This is a genomic window from Paraburkholderia sp. BR13439, assembly GCF_040948805.1.
GTDB classification, from domain to species: domain Bacteria; phylum Pseudomonadota; class Gammaproteobacteria; order Burkholderiales; family Burkholderiaceae; genus Paraburkholderia; species Paraburkholderia youngii.
The window spans coordinates 13,478-32,770 of the sequence record NZ_JBFPKN010000035.1; the positions used below are offsets into that span (position 1 = coordinate 13,478).

Below are 19,293 nucleotides of genomic sequence, written 5' to 3' on the forward strand. Positions count from 1 at the left end.
GATGACTGCAATGCTCAAGCGAAGCCTGACCGAAGATGCACAGGAAGTATTTCGCGCGATCGCACTGATCGAGCTCGGCGCCCGCATGCAGGTGCTCGAGAGCGAGCTGACGCTGTCGCGCGACCGTATGATCCGCCTGTATCGCGAGGTCAAGGGCGTATCGCCGCCCAAGGGCATGCTGCCGTTTTCGGCGGACTGGTATATGACGTGGCTCGCGAACATTCACGCGTCGCTGTTCTACAACACGTACCTGTTCCTGAAGAACGAAGCGCGCTGCTCGCATCTCGATGCGCTGACCAAGGGATATCGGTTGTATCTCGAACATTGTCAGCACAGCGAAACCGAGCCGGTGCTCGATCTGACGCGCGCGTGGACGCTCGTGCGTTTCTTCGACGCGGAGATCCTGCAGCTGACCAGGTGCTGCCGCTGTACCGGCAAGTTCGTCGCGCACAAGCACGACCTGCAGCACAACGTCGTATGCGGCGCGTGCCAGCCGCCGTCGCGTGCCGGCAAGACGAAGAAGGCAGCCGCCGCGCGCCGGGAAGCGCTCGGTGCGGCGCAGGCCGCGCAGGCCGCCTGACCGTTCGAGGCGCCCGTCGCGAGACGCGGCCAAGCCGATTCCGATTCAAACCGAAGCTCACGTGGATCCGCGCAGTGATTGAACTGCGCGGATTTTTTTTGCCTGCGCGCCGGGCCAACCGGCGTTCCGAATGAGTCCTCGCCGCCGGTCAGATCAACCGACCAGCCCCACCGTCTGGACCACGAGCCACAGATTCGCGGCACTAATCACAACAAACAGCGTCCACACGAGCAGGCGCGTCGGCAGTGTGTTGGCGAATTCGCCCATCAGCGAACGGTCGCTCGTCATGCGGATCAGCGGATAAAGCGCGAACGGCAGTTGCAGGCTCAGCACGACCTGACTCGCGACGAGCAGTTGACCGACCGCGCCATTGCCGAGCATCCGCACGCCGATCAGCGCCGGAATCAGCGCGAGCGCTCGGGTGATGAAGCGCCGCTGCCAGCACGGAAACTTCATCTTCAGGAAGCCTTCCATGATGACCTGCCCCGCCACCGTGCCAGTGAACGTCGAGCTTTGTCCCGACGCGAGCAGCGTGATCGCGAACAGGACCGCGGCGAAGCCGGTGCCGACAATCGGCGCTAGCAGCCGGTAGGCGTCCTCGATCTGCGTGACCTGGTCGTGGCCCGTCGCATGAAACGCGGCGGCCGCGAGAATCAGGATCGCCATGTTGATCAGCGCCGCGAGCACGAGCGATGCGATCGTGTCGATACGCGACATGCCGATCGCCGAGCGGATGCTGGCCGGATCGCGCTTCACCGCGCGGGTCTGCACGATCGACGAGTGCAGATACAGGTTATGCGGCATCACCGTGGCGCCGAGAATGCCGATTGCGAGGTACATCGGCTCGCGCGAATTCAACGCCTGCCACGACGGAATCAACCCCTGCGCGACCGATGGCCAATGCGGCCTGACGAGCGCAAGCTCGATGATGTAGCCGACGCCGATCGTCGCGATCAGGCCGAGCATGATCGCTTCGAGGTCGCGGAAGTTCTTGCCCTTGAGACCGAGCACGATCAGTGTGTCGAACGCGGTGAGCAACACGCCGGTGGTCAGCGAGCAGTTGAACAGCAGATGAAACGCGAGCGCGCCGCCGAGCACTTCGGCGAGATCGCAGGCGATGATCGACAGCTCCGCGAGCAGCCACCGCGCACGCGCGACGCCCGGCGAATAGCGCGTACTCGACAGTTGCGCGAGGTCGCGCCCGGTCGCGATGCCGAGCCGCATGCTCAGGCATTGCAGCGCCATCGCCGCGAGGCTCGACAGCAGCACGACGAACAGCAGACTGTAGCCGAAGCGCGAACCGGCTTCGATCGCGGTGGCCCAGTTGCCCGGGTCCATATAGCCGATCGATACCAGCAGGCCGGGCCCCGCGAATTGCAGGATCTTCTTCCAGAACGGCGCGCCCGCGGAGACGGCCACCGAACCCTGTACCTCGGCCGGGCAGAACGGCGCTGTGGCGGTTGTAGGTAGTTTGAACAGCAAGCCGGAACTCTCTCGGGAGGAATCGACGCGACGCCTCGGGCGGGCGTCGCAAACGGCCTCAAGTGTACAGAGAAACTTCCGGCAATGTCCCGCTAAGCGCGTAGCGGCCGACGTCGCGCACGCGGTAGTCGAGCGGATCGTGCAGCGTGTGCACGCGCGCGTTGCGCCAGAATCGATCGAGAGCGAGCGGCGCATGAGTCGCGCGCGCGCCGCAGGCGTCGAAGAGTTTTTCGCCGATCTCGAGCGCCGCCCGATGCGCGACGATCTTCGCTTCCGAGGTCGCGAGCGCGACCCGCGCACGGCTCTCGGCATCGAGCGTTGCGCGCTGCTGCCACGCTTCGTCGAGCGCGTTCGCGGCGCGCGCAGCCAGCGCCGCGGCGCTGACCGTCTGGATATGCATCTCGCCGAAGCGCTGGATCAGGTAGGGGTCGTCGGTCGCTTTGGCGACGCCGGACGCGATCCACGGCCGGCCATGTTCGTGCACGTAGGCTCGCGCCTCTTCCAGCGCACCCTGTGCGATCCCGACGAACAGATTGGTCAGCACCTGTTGCGAGATCAGTGTGCGCAAGCTCGCGTGCGGCGTGTCGGGTCGTTCGAGCACCTCGTGCGGCTCGACCCTGACGCGCGCGAACGACACGCTGCCGCTGTCGGTCTGCCGCTGGCCGATCGGGTCCCAGTCGTCGTGAACGGTGATGCCTTCGCGCGTGGTCGGCACCGCCGCGAATAGGGGTTTGCCGGTCGATGGATCGTGAGCGGACACGGTCATCATCTGCGAGCCGCGCGTACCGGAACAGAAGCCTTTCTGGCCGTCGAGCAGGTAGCCGCCGTCGTGCGTCGAAGTAGCGATGAGGCGCGTATCCAGCGGATTCACCGCATTGCCCCACCACCAGCGATGCTCGACGGTGCCGCGCAGATATTTCTCGCGCTGCCGTGAATTGCCCCACAGGTCGATGCTGACCACCTGCAGACAGGTGAAGCCGACCAGATGCGCGAGCGCGCTATCGACGCGCGCCAGTTCACGCACCACGTCGTAAATCGCGGACCAGCGCGCGCCAGCACCGCCGAATTCGCGCGGCACGGCGAGCGTCAGCAGGCCCGCGTCGGCGATCCACTGCTTTTGCTGCGCGGCATGACCGCCTTCGCGATCGCGCTGCGCGGCGCTCGCGCGCAACGCGGCTAGCAGTGTGGTGAGGTCGCGCGCGCAATCCATATGCTGCTGCTCGCTAATCTGCGCGATGCCGTCATGCACGAAAGTCACTGGTTTGCCCTAGGGTCGTCATTGGCTGGATCGGACGATGATAGGGAGCCGCGCGCACGTGGTCTACGAAGCGATTTGCACAAGGAAAGCGCGAAAAACGATTTGCATGAAAAACGCCGGGCGGCGCTTGCGCGGCCCGGCGTGGTTGATGAGGCTGATGAAGCGCTTGCTACAGGGTTAGGTATTCAGCGCTTCGCCACTTGCTGTTGCGCCGAAACGGCTGCAGCTTCAGCCGCGGAACCGGAAGCACCAATCGGCACCGGCACCGCCCCCACCGCCGTACCCCCCGCCGTCAGATCGCCCCAACCGCCGCCGAGCGCGCGAATCAGATTAACAGTTGCAACAGCCTGCGTGCCCGCCAGATGGCTCGCCTGCAATTGCGACTGCAGCACCTGCCGCTCGCCATCGATCACGTCGAGATAGCTGACCGCGCCCTCCGTGTACTGCGTGCGCGACAGATGCGCGGCGCGCTGCGACGCATCGACCGCGTCGTTCTGCTCGCGCATCTGATCGTCGAGCAAACGCAGATCGGCGAGATTGTCTTCGACTTCACGGAACGCCACGAGCACCTGCTGGCGATATTGCGCGACGTCCTCGTCGTACTTCGAACGCGCCTGCGCCAGATTGGCCTTGCGACGGCCGCCGTCGAAGATCGGCATCGTCAGCGCGGTACCCACGGCCGGACCGAGGATGAACGCGCGGCTCGACCACATGAACAGATCGCCGAGTGTCGCCGATTCAAAGCCGAACGCACCGGTGATATCGAGCTTCGGGAAGAACGCCGACTTCGCGAGCCCGACGCGCGCGTTCGCTGCCTGCATCGCGCGCTCGGCTGCCGCGATGTCAGGCCTGCGTTCGAGCAGCGCCGACGGCAAACCGGCCGGCACGCGCACCGTCACCAGCGCGAGCGGCTGTTCCGCGAACGTGAAATCCGCGGGCGGCTTGCCGAGCAGAATCGCGAGGCTATGCTCGGAGGCCGCCCGCTGCCGCGCGACGCCGACTGCATCGGCACGCGCGCTGGCGAGCTCGTTACGCGAACGCGACAGATCCAGCTCGCTGATATCGCCTTCCTTGAAGCGCCGCTGGACGAGCTTCAGCGTGTCCTCGCGCAACGCGACGGTGCGACGGTACAGATCCTGGTCCGTGTCGAGCTCGCGCAACTGGAAGTAGTTCTGCGCGACGTCGGCCTGCAACGACAGCTGCACTGAACGGAACAGCGCTTCGCTCTGCTGCTCGTCCGAGCGCGCCGCGTTCACGTTCGAGCTAACGCGCCCGAAAAGATCCGCTTCATACGACGCGCCGACCTGCGCGCGCCAGATCGTGCCGGTCGTGCCGCCCGCGCTGTCCGGCTGGAATTGCGATGCCGCCGACGCGCGTTCGCGCGTCGGGCCAAAGCCCGCGTCGAGCTTCGGGAACCAGTCGGACTTCGCGGCCTGCGTGACCGCGCGTGCCTGCTGCACGCGCGCGGCCGCGGCCTTCAGGTCCTGGTTCGCGGCGGCGGCCTGCTCTTCGAGCGCGTCGAGTTGCGGGTCGCCGAACACCTTCCACCATTCGCCGCGCAGCGCGTTGTCGGCGGGCTCGGCCGGCTTCCACGTGCCGTTGTTTTGTGTCGCCCCGGCCGAACCAGCCGCCGCGCCCGACGCCGCCGCAGCCGACGTCTTCACCGCGGGCGCTTCCTTGAACGCCGCCGGCGTATCGACATCGGGACGCTTGTACGTCGGCTCCACCGAGCAAGCGGCCAGCAGCGCAATCAGCAAACCGCTCGCGGCGGCGCGGCCCCATCCGCGCAAGGATACAAAGCGAGATTCAAAGCGTTTCATTGTTGTTTTCTCCTCAGGCGTCCGTAACGGGCGCGCCATAGCGCGGCGCATCCTTCTGCGCGACGTGTATCGTCCCGCCCGCGAGCGAACGCAGCACCACATAGAACACCGGCGTCAGCATCAGCCCGAACAGCGTGACGCCCAGCATGCCGAAGAACACCGCGACGCCCATCGCGTGACGCATTTCCGAGCCCGCGCCGCTCGACAGCACCAGCGGCACCACGCCCATGATGAAGGCGATCGACGTCATCAGAATCGGCCGCAGACGCAGACGGCTCGCTTCGATTGCCGCCTGCAGCGGACTGCGTCCATCGTGTTCGAGCTCACGCGCGAACTCGACGATCAGAATCGCGTTCTTCGCCGACAAGCCCACCAGCACCATCAAACCGATCTGCGTGAAGATGTTGTTGTCGCCACCGGTGAGCCATACGCCGGTCAGCGCCGACAGCACGCTCATCGGCACGATCAGGATCACCGCGAGCGGCAGCGTCAGGCTTTCGTACAACGCTGCGAGCACGAGGAACACGAGCAGCACGCTGATCGGGAACACCCACAGGCCCGCGTTGCCGGCGAGGATCTGCTGATACGTGAGGTCGGTCCACTCGAGCTTCACCCCGCGCGGCAGCACTTCGGCAGCCACGCGTTCGGCCGCGGCCTGCGCCTGTCCCGACGAGAAGCCGGGCGCCGGGCCGCCGTTGATGTCGGCCGCCGTGTAGCCGTTGTAGCGCACCACCATCTCCGGCCCATAGGTCGGCGTCACCGTGACGAGCGACGACAACGGCACCATCTCGCCCGCCGCGTTGCGCGTCTTCAGTTGCAGAATGTCGTCGGCGCGCTGACGGAATGGCGCATCCGCCTGCACACGCACCTGATACACGCGGCCGAAGCGGTTGAAGTCGTTCACGTACAGCGAGCCCAGGTAGATCTGCATCGTGTCGAACACGTCCGTGACCGGCACGCCGAGCTGCTTCGCCTTCACGCGATCGAGATCGACGTTCAGTTGCGGCACGTTGATCTGATAGCTGGAGAAGGTCGGCCCGAGTTCGCGCGTTTGCGCCGCGCGCTTCACGAAGGCTTCGGCTGCCTTGTTCAGTTCGGCGTAGCCGACCGCGCCGTGATCCTCGAGCTGCAACTTGAAGCCGCCGAGCGTGCCGAGCCCGAGCACCGGCGGCGGCGGGAACACCGCGACGAACGAGTCCTTGATCGCGCCGTACTGCTGGTTCAATGCACCGGCAATCGCGCCCGCCGACAGCTTCTTGTCGCCGCGCTCCTTGAACGGCTTCAGCGTGACGAACACGATGCCCGCGCTCGAACTATTCGTGAAGCCATTCACCGACAGACCCGGGAACGCCACCGCGCTTTCGACGCCCTGTTGCTTCAGTGCGATCGAACTCATATCGCGGATCACCTTCTCCGTGCGATCGAGCGACGCACCGTTCGGCAACTGCGCGAACGCGATCAGATACTCCTTGTCCTGCGCGGGCACGAAGCCGCCCGGCACGATCCGCACCATCAATACGGTTGCACCGACGAGGATCGCGTACACCGCGAGCATCGCGCCCTTGCGACGCAGCACGCCGGTCACGCCGCGGCCATAGGCTTCCGAACCACGATGAAAGACCTTGTTGAAACGCTTGAAGAAGCCGCCGAGCACACGGTTCATCACCCGCGTCAGCCAGTCTTCCTTCTCGCCGTGGCTGCGCAACAGCAACGCGGACAATGCCGGCGACAGCGTCAGCGAATTGAACGCCGAGATCACCGTCGAGATCGCGATGGTCATCGCGAATTGCTTGTAGAACTGGCCCGTGAGACCCGTCATGAACGCGAGCGGCACGAACACGGCGACGAGCGTCAGCGCAATCGCGATGATCGGCCCGCTCACTTCGCGCATCGCCTTGTAGGTCGCATCGCGCGCACTGAGCCCGCTTTCGATGTTGCGCTCGACGTTCTCCACCACGACGATCGCATCGTCGACGACGATACCGATCGCGAGCACCATGCCGAACAAGGACAACGCATTGATCGAAAAGCCGAATGCCAGCAGCAGCGAGAACGTACCGACGATCGACACCGGCACCGCGATCAACGGAATGATCGACGCGCGCCACGTCTGCAGGAACACGATCACGACGATCACGACCAGCGCGATCGCTTCGAGCAGCGTGTGGATCACCGCCTCGATGCTCGAACGCACGAACTGCGTCGGGTCGTAGACGATCCGGTATTCGACGCCGGCCGGCATGTCTACGGCGAGTTCCTTCATCGCCGCGCGCACTTGCTCCGAAATCGCGAGCGAGTTCGCGCCCGGCGCCTGATTGATGGCGAGCGCAACCGCGGGCTTGTTGTCGAGCAGCGAACGCAGGCCGTATTCCGACGCCGCGAGTTCGATCCGCGCGATATCGCGCAGATAGGTCACCCCGCCATCGGGCGCGGTCTTCACGATGATGTCGCCGAATTCGCTCTCGGTCTTCAATCGGCCGCGCGCATTCACCGACAACTGCAACTGCGTGCCGGGCACCGACGGCGATGCGCCGATCACACCGGCCGCCACCTGGATGTTCTGCTCGCGAATCGCGTTGACGACTTCAGTCGCGGTGAGACCGCGCTGCGCGACCTTCTGCGGATCGAGCCAGATCCGCATCGCGTAGTCGCCCGAGCCCCACAGCTGCACTTCGCCGACGCCCTGAATCCGCGCGAGCCGATCCTTCACGTTCAGCAGCGCGTAATTGCGCAGATACGTCATGTCATAGCGATCGTTCGGCGAGATCAGGTGCACGACCATCGTCAGCGTCGGCGAACTCTTGATCGTCGTCACGCCGAGTCGCTGCACGTCTTCAGGCAGACGCGGCAGCGCCTGATTGACGCGGTTTTGCACGAGCTGCGTCGCGAGGTCGGGATCGGTGCCGAGCTTGAAGGTGACCGTCAGCGTCAGATTGCCGTCGCTATTCGCCTGCGACTGCATGTACAGCATGTTCTCGACGCCATTGATCTGTTCTTCGAGCGGAGCTGCGACCGCCTCGGCGATCACCTTCGGATTCGCGCCAGGATACTGCGCGTGCACCACCACCGAAGGCGGCACGACTTCCGGGTACTCGGAGATGGGCAGCTTGAACAGCGAGATGATGCCCCCAAGCAGGATCAATACCGATAGCACGCCTGCAAAGATCGGGCGATCGATGAAGAATTTGGATATGTTCATTGGAAGCTCTTAACTTTGGAACATGCGCGTTGGAACACGCGGCTCACGAATTGCCTTTCGCGCCGGTGTCCGCCGCCTTGCCGTGCGACTGTGCGAGCGCGGCGCTGTTCGGGTCATCGTCGGTAGTCATCGGCACCATGTGTGCGCGCACCGCGTCGCCGGGGCGCACACGCTGAACGCCGTTGACGACGATGCGGTCGCCCGCCTTCAAACCGTCCTTGACGACGCGCAGATTGCCCTGCATCGAACCCGTCGTGATCTCGCGATAAATCACGTGGTTGCCTTGATCGACGACCAGCACGAACTTCTTGTCCTGGTCGGTGCCGACCGCGGCATCGTCGATCAGTAGCGCCGGATGCGGGGCGCTACCGCCCACCTTGACGCGCGCGTAGAGGCCCGGAATCAGCGCCCCGTCCGCGTTGTCGAACTTCGCACGCACGCGGATGGTGCCCGACGACGTGTCGAGCCGGTTGTCGACCGACTCGATCGTGCCGCTGCGCGAATAGCCGGATTCATCGGCGAGACCGAGTTCCACCGGCACCTTGCCGCCGTCCTTCGCGCGGCTCAGGTATTGCAGATAGGTCTGTTCGTCCGCGTCGAACGATGCGTAGATCGGCGACACCGACACAAGCGTCGTCAGCGGCGCCGAGCTGGCGCCGGCCGACACGACGTTGCCGACCGTGATCTCCGCGCGCGACACGCGGCCCGATACCGGCGCGACGATCTTCGTGTAGCCGAGATTGATGCGCGCCGTTTCGAGCGCGGCTTGCGCGGCCTTCAGGTTCGCGCTCGCCTCGCGCGCGGCGTTCTGCTTCTCGTCGTAGTCGCGCTTGGCGATCGCGTTGTCGACGATCAGCCGTTGCGCGCGTTCCCAGTCGCTCTGCGTGTAACCGGTACGCGCCTGCGCGGCCGCGAGCTGGGCTTCCGCGCGATCGACTTCGGCCGCGTACGGACGCGGATCGATGACGAACAGCGTGTCGCCCTGCTTGACCAGCGCGCCGTCCTTGAAGTTGACCGACACGATCGTGCCTGGCACCTGCGAACGCACGTCCACTTTCTGGACGGCTTCGAGACGGCCCGAATAGGATTGCCAGTCGGTTATCGTCTTCTGCACGACGGTCGCCACGTCGACTTCCGGCACGATGGTCGGCGCGGCCGGCGAGCTTGCATCCACGCGGATCGCGCCGAACGTGCCGAGCCCGGCAAGAACGACGACCACTAGCGCGGCAAGCGCCACGCGGCGGCGGGAAAGAGGAAGGATAGTCATGTGTAGCTCCCGGTATCGTTGATTGAATTTCTGTTTATCGATGAGCGCGCGCATCGAAGCGCCACTGGAAAAAGCGCACCGCTTCCTGCAAAGCGGGCGGATGATCGGCGAGCGCCGCGTGCGACACGCTCGGAAAGCGCACCACCTGGGTCTGTACGCCCGCGTCGATCAGATTGCTTGCATACTTTTCGGCCTCGACATGCAGCACGTCGTTCTGCGCGGTCGCGATCAGCGTGGCCGGTAAGCCGGCGAGCCGCGACGATTCGAGCGGCGCCGCATATGGATGCATGCGCTGCGACGCTTGCGGCAGATACGCGCGATAACATGCGGCGCACTCGCGCGCGGTGATGTCCGAACCGAGCCGCTTCTCGTCGCCAAGCCGCGTCAGGCTCGGGTCGAGCATCGGACCGAACAGCGCCTGCGCGCTGATCTGCACGTCGCCACGATCGCGCGCGATGAACGCGAGACAATTGGCGAGTTGGCCGCCCGCGTCATGCCCCGCCACACCGATCTTTCTGCTATTGCCACCAAACGCTCGCGCCCGCGTCTGCACCCACAGCGCCGCGCGATGCGCATCTTCCGGCGCGGCTGGAAACGGAAACCGCGGCGCGAGCGAATAGCCCACCGACACCACGAGCGCCGGTAAGTGTTCTGCGAAATACCGCGCGGCGAAGTCCGCGCATTCGATCGAACCTTTCGTAAAGCCGCCGCCGTGAAAATAAAGCAATACCGGCAATGCGGTTTTTTTCGTCAGCCGATACAGGCGTAACGTAATGGGCTGAGCGTACCCATCGATACCCACGTCGGTGACTTCAAGTGTTGCGTCATTGGCCTCAGCGTCAGTGTCTTCGGCGGAAACGCCGATGGAAACGGACGGGTACGGCGATTTGAATGCATCCATGTCGAGCCGCGCAAAATGCGCATAGAACTTCAATGGTGCGAATTGTGGGTTCAGCAGACTCGCAAATAAATGCCTATAATCCGGCAACACAATTCGGTGCCTTTGAACAATCCGGTTGCGATTGTTTTTGCGGACTCCATTCCCGCCTGCGCACCTGCCCCTACTGGAGGTTTGCAATGGACCGGCTTCAGGCCATGCAAGTGTTCACACGTGTCGTCGACACCAACAGCTTTACCCGCGCAGCGGAGACGCTCGACCTGCCGCGCGCATCGGTTACTACGATTATTCAGAACCTCGAAGCGTTTCTCGGCACGCGGCTGATGCACCGGACCACCCGCCGTCTGTCGCTGACGCCCGATGGCGCCGCGTACTACGAGCGCTGCGTGCGCATCCTCGCTGACGTCGAAGAGACCGAGGCGAGTTTCCAGAGCGGCAACAAGAAGCCGCACGGCAAGCTGCGCATCGACATGCCGGGCTCGATTGGCCGTCTGCTCGTGATTCCAGCGTTGTGCGAATTCCACACGCGCTATCCGGACATCGATCTGCAACTAGGCCTGACCGACCGGCCCGTCGATCTCCTGCAGGAAGGCGTCGATTGCGTGGTACGCGTCGGCGCGCTGCAGGATTCGTCACTGGTCGCACGCCGCATCGGTCTGTTCGAGGGCGTGACGTGCGCGGCACCCGAGTACATCAAGCGCGCGGGCATACCCGCTTCGCTCGAAGATCTCGAAAATCACAAAGCCGTCAATTACTTCTCGAGCCGCACGGGACGCACGCTAGATTGGGCGTTCCTGGTGAACGGCGACGAGGTGGAGGTGAAGATGAAGAGCATCGTGTCGGTCAACGACGCCGATGCTTACGTGACCTGCGGACTCGAAGGCTTCGGCCTGATTCAGCCGGCGCTCTTCATGGTGCTGCCACATCTGCGCTCGGGCCAGCTCGTCGAAGTACTGCCGGAACTGAAACCTTTGCCGATGCCGATCTCGGCAGTCTATCCGCACAGTCGTCATCTGTCGCCGAAAGTCCGCGTTTTCGTAGACTGGATTGCAGAGCTGTTCGATCGTTGCCCATTGCTCAGCGGACGCGGCAGTCTCGACGCCACCTGCACGAAGCGCACGTTCGAGCAGCGCGAGTCCGCGCCGGCGCTCGACACGCCGGTGATGTCCGAATGGGTCGCCTGAAGTGCGTTAATTGAAACAGTGAATTCCAGCCGCGGCGCCAATGCCGCGGCAACCGTGCAATTGCACTGCTTCTGCAAGGCTCGCTCGCGATTGTTCCTGAATCGCGACAATTCATTTCGCAAAACCGCGATTTATCCGCAACACGTCAACGTCTACATTTCACCCTGTCGCAGCGCAATCACGCTGCCAATGAATCGACAGGAGTGAATCATGAAACGTAATCTGTTGGCAGGCCTCGCCCTGTCGCTGCTCGTCAGCGTTCCGGCATTTGCGGAAGGCGGCGGCGGTATCGGCCGTGCAGGAACCTATGACACGCAACCGGCGCCGAGCGCGAGCACGAAGACGCGCGCCGAGGTCAAGGCCGAACTGGTCGCCGCGTATCGCGACGGCTCGCTGCCCTCGCTGAATCGCACGTCGTATCCGAACAAAGGCCTGATCGGCGAGACGCAGGCCGCGCGCATCGCGTTGCAGGAAGGGACCAACGGCGAAGTGACGCGCGTCGCGAAGGGCCAGTAACGAGTTGGCAGAGGTTGATTCGGAAACCGGCGCGCCTGCCGCACTAGAAGCGCGCGCCTCTTCATCAAGGAGCACATCATGACACCATCGGAACTCGATAACTGGGATACCGATACGCCCGTGTGGACGCCGTATCGCCCGGTACAGCATTGAGCGTTGGCTTTCTGTAGTTCACGGCACTCGCCGTTGTGCGCCCGCGAAGTGGCTTCGCGGGCGCATTTGCATTGAAGCGACAGAAAGCGCAAGCCGTTTTTTGCTGACCTCGGAGCGTTCAGTCGGTGCCGTATTTGGGTGACCGTGGCCCGTACAACAGTCCGTTCGGCGGCCCGGCATGCAGAAGCCGATAGCTCGTCACGCCGGCGATATCGTGTCCCCTGTCCGTCAGCGAATTCGCAATCTGCTTGACTGCAGCCGTGACGAGCATGCCGATCAGGCCACCTCCAGCATAGTTGTCGCCCTCGTTGCTGTTGGCGCTCGCACTACCCTGCCATAGCACGTCACCGGTCTTGAGATCGACCAGTTTGGCGGATGCCGTGACGACTGTCGCACTGTCGAGCACGTGATATACGGTGCCGTACTGCGTGATCTTCGAATACAGGGCCGCGTCGGCACCGAAGATTTCGCGCAGCTTCGCGGGCGAGGTCGCTTCGATCTCCGTCGCGATCGTCAGGCCGTTCTGCCTGAACGTTTCGTCCATCACCGCCACCGGTACCACGTAGTAGCCGGATTCGCCGAGCGGCATCGTCATCTGCGAGAGCATGCTGTTGGTCGCCTGAACATCAGTCGTTTCGTTGATCGGCGGCAGCACGAGGATCGAGCGTGGCCGACTGTTCCTGAAGTCCGTGTAGTCGGCGTGCTTAGCGGGTTGCGCGCACGCGGCCAGCAGTGCGACAGTCGACAGAGCAAACCAGAGTTTGAGGGAAAGAATCTTGGACATGGTGACTAGCTCAGCGCTGTTTCGGTTTCTTCATCAGGAAGTCCATGTAGGTCGAGGATTCCGGAAACAGCTGCTTCTCGGACTCGAATCCCTGCATGGCCTGGGTGTCGTTGCCGACACTCGCGTACAGCATGCCCAGTTGCGCATGAAATCCGGGCGGCGGCGTGTGCCCGTTGCCCCGGATATCCTGGAGGGACTTTTCGAGCGCCTCGATCTGCTCCTGCGGTGCCTTTTCACCCTTGAGATAGTCGTACACGGCCGGCTGGTAGCCGGTCCACTGGTAAAGCGGCGGGGGGCTGTTGGCCGCGCATCCCGAGAGGAGCACGGCTGCCATCGCTACTGGCAAATAGATTCTCCGCATCATGCGGTTATGTTTCATCGTGAATCGCGTCATCATGTTGATTGCTGGTGCGGTTGGACGTGGATCGAACGCAATAGACCAGCACGCATTTACTGTGCGGCCTTGAGCATGCCTGCATCAACCTGCTCGACGAGGTGATTGACGGCCTCCTGGATCGCCAGATCGAGCACCTTGCCGTTCAGTGTGGAGTCGTAGCCGGCGGTGCCGCCGAAACCGATGACTTCACGGTTCGAAAGGCTGAACTCACCCGCGCCCTGGCTCGACGCCGCGACTTCGGATGTCGTCGTATCGACGACGTTCAGGCTGACCTTTGCATAGGCCACCTGACTCTTGCCGCGGCCAAGGATGCCGAACAGCTGCCGGTCGCCGACCTCCTTGCGACCGAATTCCGTGACATCGCCGGTGACGACGAAGCGCGCACCCTTGATCGACTGGGCCTTTTTGAGGAAGCCCGCTTCCTGGCGGATTTCGTCGAGGTTGTCGCGATCGAGCACATTGAAGCGGCCGCTCTGCTGGAGAGACGTGATCAGGATCGTTTTGGCCTGACCACCGAGACGGTCAATGCCGTCCGAGAAGATCCCGCGCATATAGCTCGAGCGGTTGTCGAACTTGCCGACTGAAATGCCGATGGGTTGGCCCACGGCCGGTTTCTGGGCGCTGGCGACGGGCGGTACCGGCAGTGAGCGCGACGACTCCGTTGCACAGCCGCCCAGCGCCACCACGACGGCAACAGCCACGGTTCCAAGCGCATATGATTTTGATGACTTCATTTTGTTTTTCCTCTTTGTTGAAACGACAGAAACCCCGATAGCGTCGGCGGGGAAAATTCAGAATTGCGCGGTTACCTGGAAACCCAATGCGACGCGTGCGGCATCGAATCCGGCCGGCTTGTAGATCGGCGTGCCCGCGAACACGTCATAGCTGTATGCGCCGAAACGCGACGGCACGGAGCCTTTCACGCCAATGGCCGCGCCCGCGAGTTGCGTGCCCGCGAGGTTCGCTGCCGACGGCCCCCACACGTGGCCGTAGTCGAGACCGGCATACAGCACCTGTCCCCACTGCCCGAGCGGGTACTGAAGTTCATTGCGCCAGTAGAAGCCCTTTTCCGCCGCGAGCATCGTCTGGCCACTGAAACCGCGCACCGTGTAGCGGCTGCCGATCGTCAGGTCGTCGACGTAGTTCAACTCGTCATTGGTGAATTGACCGTGTACGGTTCCCACGTAGCGCAGCGACTGGCCTGCCGCCTGGAACGGCACTGAGAGATTGGCGTCGAGCGTCGCCATGTGGAAGCGGTAGGTTGGGCCACCCGGCGTGTCGGACTGTGCGCCGAACCCGCCGGTACCTTGGCGGTAGGCCAGTGTTCCATCGAACTGCGCCGCGCCGAAGTAATGCCGGTTAGTGAGCCCCGCCTCGATGAAGGTGTTGTCGCGCTGCTGCTGCGGGATTTCGGTGCCCTCGATAAAGCTTGCCCCGAAGCGCTTGATCAGCTGGAATTCGACTCCCGACACATCGTTCTGGCTGCGGTGAAAGACACGTTCGAACTTTAGACCGGCCGTCTGCGCATTGCCGCTTGCCACGAAGGTGCCGTTGACCGCCGCGATCTGCTGGTAGTAGGTGTTCGTGTAGCCATACAGCGTGCCGCTCCAGTAGCCCCACGGCACCGAATACGAAGCGTTCCAGCCGTGTGTACCGAAGTCGTGATTGCCGAACTGCAAGTCCTGGTTGTAACCGGCCGAGAGAATGTCGTTCAGGCCGAGCAGGTTATATAGTCCAAGCGTCACATTGCCGATATATCGGCCCGTTTCGTTCGTGCCTGAGTTGTCGGCCGACAGGGCAAGCGACCATGGCTTTGAACGCTTGACAGTAATTGCCACGTCGCTTTCTGCGGGCGCGTCGCCGGGGACGATCTGCATGGTTGCGTCCTGGTTTGGAACACGCTTCATCTGCTCGAGTCCCTGTTCGAGATCACGAAGCTGGAGCAGATCGCCGTCGCGGGCGGAGAAGGCTGTCTTCCAGGTGCCGCGTGTGGACTCGTCCGCGAACTTAAGATGACGGACGACGCCGGGCACGAGGGCGAGTTTTAGCGTGCCCGTTGAAAGATCCTGCGTTGGCAGCATCACGCGCGTGGTGATGTATCCGCGGCTCAGAATCTCTGCCTGCAGGCCCTTTGTGAGCACGTCGAGCCCTTTCTGGCCGACGCATTGGCGCTGGTAGTGATCGAGCCACTCGCGAGCGAACGCGAAGCGGTCCTGCGGCAGCGCGGATGCGCCTTGCGAGCGGACGGCTTCCGGTAGTGTTGCCGGCACGTCGAGCGCGAACGTATCGATGCGGAAACAGGGCGTTTCGGCTGGCAGTTCAGGCCAAGCTTCGTTCACAGGTACCGTTGACCGCACGACCGGTGCGGCGACAGTTGCCGCTCGCTGCCCGGCGTCGTGTTGCTGCTGGACTTGTTGCTGCTGTTCGGCGTTCGCACGGCCCGCGGCCGCCTGTTCGGCGGGGATAGGCGTCTGCGCCGCCGCGTCAAAGGCCACTACGGATGCGAAGAACAGCAGGGAATTTGTGCGCAGGGTCATTGGGAGGTGCGCAAGATTGGCTCGTCTATGCTGCAGCAACGCAATGGCGCTGCGTACGTCCGGATAGCCGGTCCTCGCAGGTCGTGGCTCGTTTTGCGAAACGCGGCGATGAGGGATCGACCGGTGAAGACCCTGAGGTTGAAGTACGCCGGATGCGCCTCTTTGCGCTCGAAGAATCGCGGGTGCAGTCGCCGGTGGATGTGTGCGGCGCTCCAGCGCGCGAACGGATAAAGAACGATCGCCAGCGGACACACGACGACCGCCTTCTTGACCCGGTCCGCGGTAGCAAAGACTAGCCCCGCTCCGCGCGCTGCCATCACATAGCCAAGGGTGTAAACGTCGATGGGTGATATATGGCCCTTGTCGAAGGTCGATCTTTCATCGCCGATCAATTGCGCCGAGGGCTTGAATTGATAGAAGTACCCGCACATCAACAGAACGATGCGGGACCACAGGCACGAAACATTTGGGGTGCTGATATAGATCAGGCCGCCGGCTTTTGTCACACGTACCAGCTCGGAAAGCAGTTGCCGCTGCCGAAGCACGTGCTCGATGCCTTCCATGCATACCGTGACATCAAATGTTTCACTCGGGAAGGGAAGAGGTTCCTCCATGTTGACCTTCCCGAACTCGGGGTGCGCCTCGTTCAGGTCTGCACAGGTGACGTCGTATCCGAGAACGCGCAGGCGCTCCCCAAACAGGCCGTTTCCCGCAGGTAGGTCGAGAATCCTCGAGCCTGGCGCAGCGCGCTTCACGATATCGTCGTGAATCATGCGCATGTACGCCGTGTACCCTGACACGTGGCTGAAACGTGGTCTACTCATTTGTGGTTTACTCATTGTTGATTGTGCATGGAGGTACAACCCGCAAAACTGTCCACCGATAAAATCATGCGCTCTCGCATGCGCCTCCCCAAAAAACAAAGGGCGGCTTCTGGGCGTGGACTACGAAAGAAAGGGAAGACGCTATGTAACCGGCAACGGCACGACATACGCATAAACTGCATTGATTATTTGAACGCCGAAGAAATTTTTAAATTAATTTCGCCACTATTTTCATTAGCAGCGCCCAAACAATTGATCGTGATCGTGTCGAGTCCCGCATTGCCCCGTGTAGTGGTCGAGCCATTTGCGCGCGAACGCGAAGCGGTCCTGCGGTAGCGCGGATGCGCCCTGCGAGCGAACGGCTTCCGGCACTGTTGCAGGCACGTCGAGCGCGAACGTATCGATGCGGAAACAGGGCGTTTCGGTTGGCAATGCAGGCCAGCCTTCCCTCGGAGGTACAGTCGAGCGCACCGAGGGAGCAGCAACGGTTGCCTCGCGTTGCTGGACATCCCGTTGCTGCTGCATCTGGCGGTTCTGCTCGGCGTCGGCGCGTGCCGCTGCTGCTTTGTCAGCGGGCGTCGGGGCCTGTTGTGCGTGGACAGCCTGCCCCGCGAGCGAGGCAGAGGCTATCAATGGCAGAAGCGATAGCCTCTTGCTGATGTTCATCGTTCTTCAATTCCTGATGCTGATAATTATTGCTGTGCGGACATTCGCCAATGGCGCGCAGTTGCCGGTTGAAGCGATCCCCCTTTGCGCCTCGAGCTTGCCCACGGTACTGCCCGATCGTCTCAGCGATGTGGGCGACTCGCCGTGGGGGAAAAGAAATAAATACCAAGCGCAACAACGATGAGAATCGTCAGCATCACGAACAATAGATTTCGCCAACCTCTGCGAGTTGTTGGAAGGTCGCCTATGCCTCCACCTGTACCACCACTGAAAATTTCGAGAGCAACAAGAAGCAAAACGGCGATGACCATCGTCGCCTTCGCGATCGTACCGAAGAACAATTCGGCGAAGCGGTAGGGCCACGTAGAGCGGCGCGGACCTACCGGGGGACGGCGAAATTCTGGACCCGTGATATTTCCACAACAATGCGGCCGATTCCTTTAGTCACATCAACCCTTAAACCACGGTCGTGCCCCGACGCTCCGCCGATCGATCCTCCGATAGGACCGAAGTTATTGGGATTAGGCAAATTCCAATCACTACCGGACCATGATCCAGTTGACGCCCAATTCGGCGTATTAATTGGTCGGATTAAGGACAGAGTTGACCCCGGACTCACCAAGTTCACCGACTCCATAACCTAAACTGGACAGCAGGCCGCTGGTCAACGCCGATCCCGCAATGCTGTCGCTCTTGCCGTATATCGCATTGTTGAGCTCCGTCCCGGCCGCCCGTCGGCGGCGTTCACACCCATATTCCACAGCAGCCCGCCATATACACCCGCCATGCCAGTACCAAGCTGGTCGCCACATCCACCGGATTGGCCGTCCTATTCTGGAGATACTGCGAACCCGCATTATTGTTTAGGAATTTCGCACTTTCAGCCAGGTTATGAGTGTGAAGCCTGCCGCTATGACGAGCGCAATCCGGATGATCGTAATAATGTCATTCCATCCAACAGAGTAGTGCAAATCATTAAATTTGGCATATGTATAGCTGCCTCCCACCCATGCAATTAAGCAGGCAACAAACCAGATGCAGGAAGTGCAGAAGAACAACGTAACCAATCGACCGATCATTTTTTGTTTCCCGCCTGCTGCGCTCCATTAATCGCACCTTGCACAATTTCCTGCAGAGTTCCCCCGGTGAAGCCACCACCAATGACAGCAGTATTGTTAGGGTTGAAGAGATTGTATCCGCTCCCTGACCATACTCCGCTACCAGCCCAAGAGCCAGCGTTATTGATCGTCGGCCTCATTATTGAGTTAATCGTATTTGCCGTAATCGAACCGGCGCTATAGCCAACTGTGCTAAACACACTGCACGCGAGGCCGGCGCCAATGACGCTGTCATTCTTCCCTTGCAGGATGTCATTAAGCGCTGTTGTCGTGGCGCCACCAAACGCATTGACGCCTACATTCCACAACAGACCGCCATACGAACCCGCTAGACCCGCGCCGAACTCATCCCGAGCGCCGCGCCACCGTCCAGCAACTCATGCGCTGGCGACCTTCACCGAAACCCGGCAGGCCCTGGCGAACGCCCACCTTCTCTCCCTGGCTTCGCATCGTCGGCATGTGGCTTGAACACGCCGGCTTCGAACCCGGCCAGCGCGTAAAGATCGAGGTACAGTACGGCCGCCTCGTCACTACCCCAGACTGAACGACTCCATAAATAACAGACCACCCCGGCGCAAGGCCGGGACTGTCGCTTCAGCTAAAGAAGATG

Annotated in this window: 17 protein-coding genes and 1 pseudogene; 5 read left to right on the forward strand and 13 right to left on the reverse strand. The window is 62.3% G+C overall.

The window, feature by feature from the left end:
* Positions 1–10 precede the first annotated feature (10 nt).
* On the forward strand, positions 11–580 hold the full coding sequence (gene flhC / locus AB3X96_RS38225) for a flagellar transcriptional regulator FlhC (RefSeq protein ID WP_368593827.1): 570 nt from the start codon (positions 11–13) through the stop codon (positions 578–580).
* A gap of 153 nt (positions 581–733) precedes the next feature.
* Here the strand turns inward: flhC and AB3X96_RS38230 are convergent, their stop codons facing one another.
* The 6 genes from AB3X96_RS38230 to AB3X96_RS38255 all read right to left on the reverse strand — a co-directional run bounded on the left by AB3X96_RS38230 (position 734) and on the right by AB3X96_RS38255 (position 10,507).
* Entirely contained in the window at positions 734–2,062 is a 1,329-nt protein-coding gene (locus AB3X96_RS38230; protein ID WP_368593828.1) for an Nramp family divalent metal transporter, read from the reverse strand.
* A gap of 58 nt (positions 2,063–2,120) precedes the next feature.
* On the reverse strand, positions 2,121–3,272 hold the full coding sequence (locus AB3X96_RS38235; RefSeq protein WP_368593849.1) for an acyl-CoA dehydrogenase family protein: 1,152 nt from the start codon (positions 3,270–3,272) through the stop codon (positions 2,121–2,123).
* Positions 3,273–3,505: 233 nt separating this feature from the next.
* Complete coding sequence (locus AB3X96_RS38240; protein ID WP_368593829.1) at positions 3,506–5,140, reverse strand: efflux transporter outer membrane subunit; 1,635 nt, start codon at positions 5,138–5,140, stop codon at positions 3,506–3,508.
* 13 nt (positions 5,141–5,153) lie between these two features.
* Positions 5,154–8,339 (reverse strand): efflux RND transporter permease subunit, encoded by a 3,186-nt coding sequence (locus AB3X96_RS38245; RefSeq protein ID WP_368593830.1) that lies wholly within the window; start codon positions 8,337–8,339, stop codon positions 5,154–5,156.
* Positions 8,340–8,382: 43 nt separating this feature from the next.
* Positions 8,383–9,606: an efflux RND transporter periplasmic adaptor subunit gene (locus tag AB3X96_RS38250; RefSeq protein ID WP_176106554.1), complete on the reverse strand. Its 1,224-nt coding sequence runs from the start codon at positions 9,604–9,606 to the stop codon at positions 8,383–8,385.
* A 34-nt stretch (positions 9,607–9,640) separates the two neighbouring features.
* Positions 9,641–10,507: an alpha/beta hydrolase gene (locus tag AB3X96_RS38255; protein WP_176379329.1), complete on the reverse strand. Its 867-nt coding sequence runs from the start codon at positions 10,505–10,507 to the stop codon at positions 9,641–9,643.
* 176 nt (positions 10,508–10,683) lie between these two features.
* On the opposite strand from AB3X96_RS38255, the gene AB3X96_RS38260 reads away from it, so the two are divergent.
* Together AB3X96_RS38260 and AB3X96_RS38265 are read left to right on the forward strand one after the other, a co-directional pair.
* Positions 10,684–11,688 (forward strand): LysR family transcriptional regulator, encoded by a 1,005-nt coding sequence (locus AB3X96_RS38260; RefSeq protein WP_368593831.1) that lies wholly within the window; start codon positions 10,684–10,686, stop codon positions 11,686–11,688.
* Between the two features lie 210 nt (positions 11,689–11,898).
* Complete coding sequence (locus AB3X96_RS38265) at positions 11,899–12,204, forward strand: DUF4148 domain-containing protein (protein WP_368593832.1); 306 nt, start codon at positions 11,899–11,901, stop codon at positions 12,202–12,204.
* A gap of 271 nt (positions 12,205–12,475) precedes the next feature.
* On the opposite strand, the gene AB3X96_RS38270 is transcribed toward AB3X96_RS38265, so the two are convergent.
* The 6 genes and pseudogenes from AB3X96_RS38270 to AB3X96_RS38295 form a co-directional block, all read right to left on the reverse strand.
* Positions 12,476–13,141 (reverse strand): DUF799 domain-containing protein, encoded by a 666-nt coding sequence (locus AB3X96_RS38270; RefSeq protein ID WP_368593833.1) that lies wholly within the window; start codon positions 13,139–13,141, stop codon positions 12,476–12,478.
* A gap of 10 nt (positions 13,142–13,151) precedes the next feature.
* Entirely contained in the window at positions 13,152–13,505 is a 354-nt protein-coding gene (locus AB3X96_RS38275; RefSeq protein ID WP_368593850.1) for a DUF4810 domain-containing protein, read from the reverse strand.
* 86 nt (positions 13,506–13,591) lie between these two features.
* A complete protein-coding gene (locus AB3X96_RS38280) occupies positions 13,592–14,272 on the reverse strand; it encodes a CsgG/HfaB family protein (protein ID WP_368593834.1) in 681 nt (226 codons plus the stop codon).
* Between the two features lie 57 nt (positions 14,273–14,329).
* Positions 14,330–16,075, reverse strand: coding sequence for a ShlB/FhaC/HecB family hemolysin secretion/activation protein (locus AB3X96_RS38285; RefSeq protein WP_368593835.1), 1,746 nt, complete (start codon positions 16,073–16,075; stop codon positions 14,330–14,332).
* Positions 16,072–16,848 (reverse strand): class I SAM-dependent methyltransferase, encoded by a 777-nt coding sequence (locus AB3X96_RS38290; RefSeq protein ID WP_368593836.1) that lies wholly within the window; start codon positions 16,846–16,848, stop codon positions 16,072–16,074. The genes AB3X96_RS38285 and AB3X96_RS38290 overlap by 4 nt, the downstream gene beginning before the upstream one ends.
* 327 nt (positions 16,849–17,175) lie before the next feature.
* A pseudogene (locus AB3X96_RS38295) lies at positions 17,176–17,565 on the reverse strand (ShlB/FhaC/HecB family hemolysin secretion/activation protein); the annotation flags it as partial.
* On the opposite strand from AB3X96_RS38295, the gene AB3X96_RS38300 reads away from it, so the two are divergent.
* The gene (locus tag AB3X96_RS38300) at positions 17,552–17,749 is read left to right on the forward strand and encodes a hypothetical protein (RefSeq protein ID WP_368593837.1); all 198 of its coding nucleotides are present in this window, start codon (positions 17,552–17,554) and stop codon (positions 17,747–17,749) included. The pseudogene AB3X96_RS38295 and the gene AB3X96_RS38300 sit on opposite strands and share 14 nt — an antisense overlap.
* 891 nt (positions 17,750–18,640) lie before the next feature.
* On the opposite strand, the gene AB3X96_RS38305 is transcribed toward AB3X96_RS38300, so the two are convergent.
* Positions 18,641–18,991, reverse strand: a complete 351-nt coding sequence (locus AB3X96_RS38305; protein ID WP_368593838.1) for a hypothetical protein — start codon at positions 18,989–18,991, stop codon at positions 18,641–18,643.
* A 71-nt stretch (positions 18,992–19,062) separates the two neighbouring features.
* Between AB3X96_RS38305 and AB3X96_RS38310 the strand changes: the two genes are divergently transcribed.
* Positions 19,063–19,227 carry a SymE family type I addiction module toxin gene (locus tag AB3X96_RS38310; protein WP_368593839.1) on the forward strand — a complete coding sequence of 55 codons (165 nt, stop codon included), beginning with the start codon at positions 19,063–19,065 and terminating at the stop codon, positions 19,225–19,227.
* Positions 19,228–19,293: the final 66 nt, after the last annotated feature.

Excerpts from the sequence above, each read along its gene's own strand:
- flhC (WP_368593827.1), top strand. The coding sequence starts at position 11 with ATGCTCAAGCGAAGCCTGACCGAAGATGCACAGGAAGTATTTCGCGCG.
- AB3X96_RS38235 (WP_368593849.1), bottom strand. The coding sequence starts at position 3,272 with ATGGATTGCGCGCGCGACCTCACCACACTGCTAGCCGCGTTGCGCGCG.
- AB3X96_RS38240 (WP_368593829.1), bottom strand. The coding sequence starts at position 5,140 with ATGAAACGCTTTGAATCTCGCTTTGTATCCTTGCGCGGATGGGGCCGC.
- AB3X96_RS38245 (WP_368593830.1), bottom strand. The coding sequence starts at position 8,339 with ATGAACATATCCAAATTCTTCATCGATCGCCCGATCTTTGCAGGCGTG.
- AB3X96_RS38250 (WP_176106554.1), bottom strand. The coding sequence starts at position 9,606 with ATGACTATCCTTCCTCTTTCCCGCCGCCGCGTGGCGCTTGCCGCGCTA.
- AB3X96_RS38255 (WP_176379329.1), bottom strand. The coding sequence starts at position 10,507 with ATGGATGCATTCAAATCGCCGTACCCGTCCGTTTCCATCGGCGTTTCC.
- AB3X96_RS38260 (WP_368593831.1), top strand. The coding sequence starts at position 10,684 with ATGGACCGGCTTCAGGCCATGCAAGTGTTCACACGTGTCGTCGACACC.
- AB3X96_RS38265 (WP_368593832.1), top strand. The coding sequence starts at position 11,899 with ATGAAACGTAATCTGTTGGCAGGCCTCGCCCTGTCGCTGCTCGTCAGC.
- AB3X96_RS38270 (WP_368593833.1), bottom strand. The coding sequence starts at position 13,141 with ATGTCCAAGATTCTTTCCCTCAAACTCTGGTTTGCTCTGTCGACTGTC.
- AB3X96_RS38275 (WP_368593850.1), bottom strand. The coding sequence starts at position 13,505 with ATGATGCGGAGAATCTATTTGCCAGTAGCGATGGCAGCCGTGCTCCTC.
- AB3X96_RS38280 (WP_368593834.1), bottom strand. The coding sequence starts at position 14,272 with ATGAAGTCATCAAAATCATATGCGCTTGGAACCGTGGCTGTTGCCGTC.
- AB3X96_RS38285 (WP_368593835.1), bottom strand. The coding sequence starts at position 16,075 with ATGACCCTGCGCACAAATTCCCTGCTGTTCTTCGCATCCGTAGTGGCC.
- AB3X96_RS38290 (WP_368593836.1), bottom strand. The coding sequence starts at position 16,848 with ATGATTCACGACGATATCGTGAAGCGCGCTGCGCCAGGCTCGAGGATT.
- AB3X96_RS38310 (WP_368593839.1), top strand. The coding sequence starts at position 19,063 with ATGCGCTGGCGACCTTCACCGAAACCCGGCAGGCCCTGGCGAACGCCC.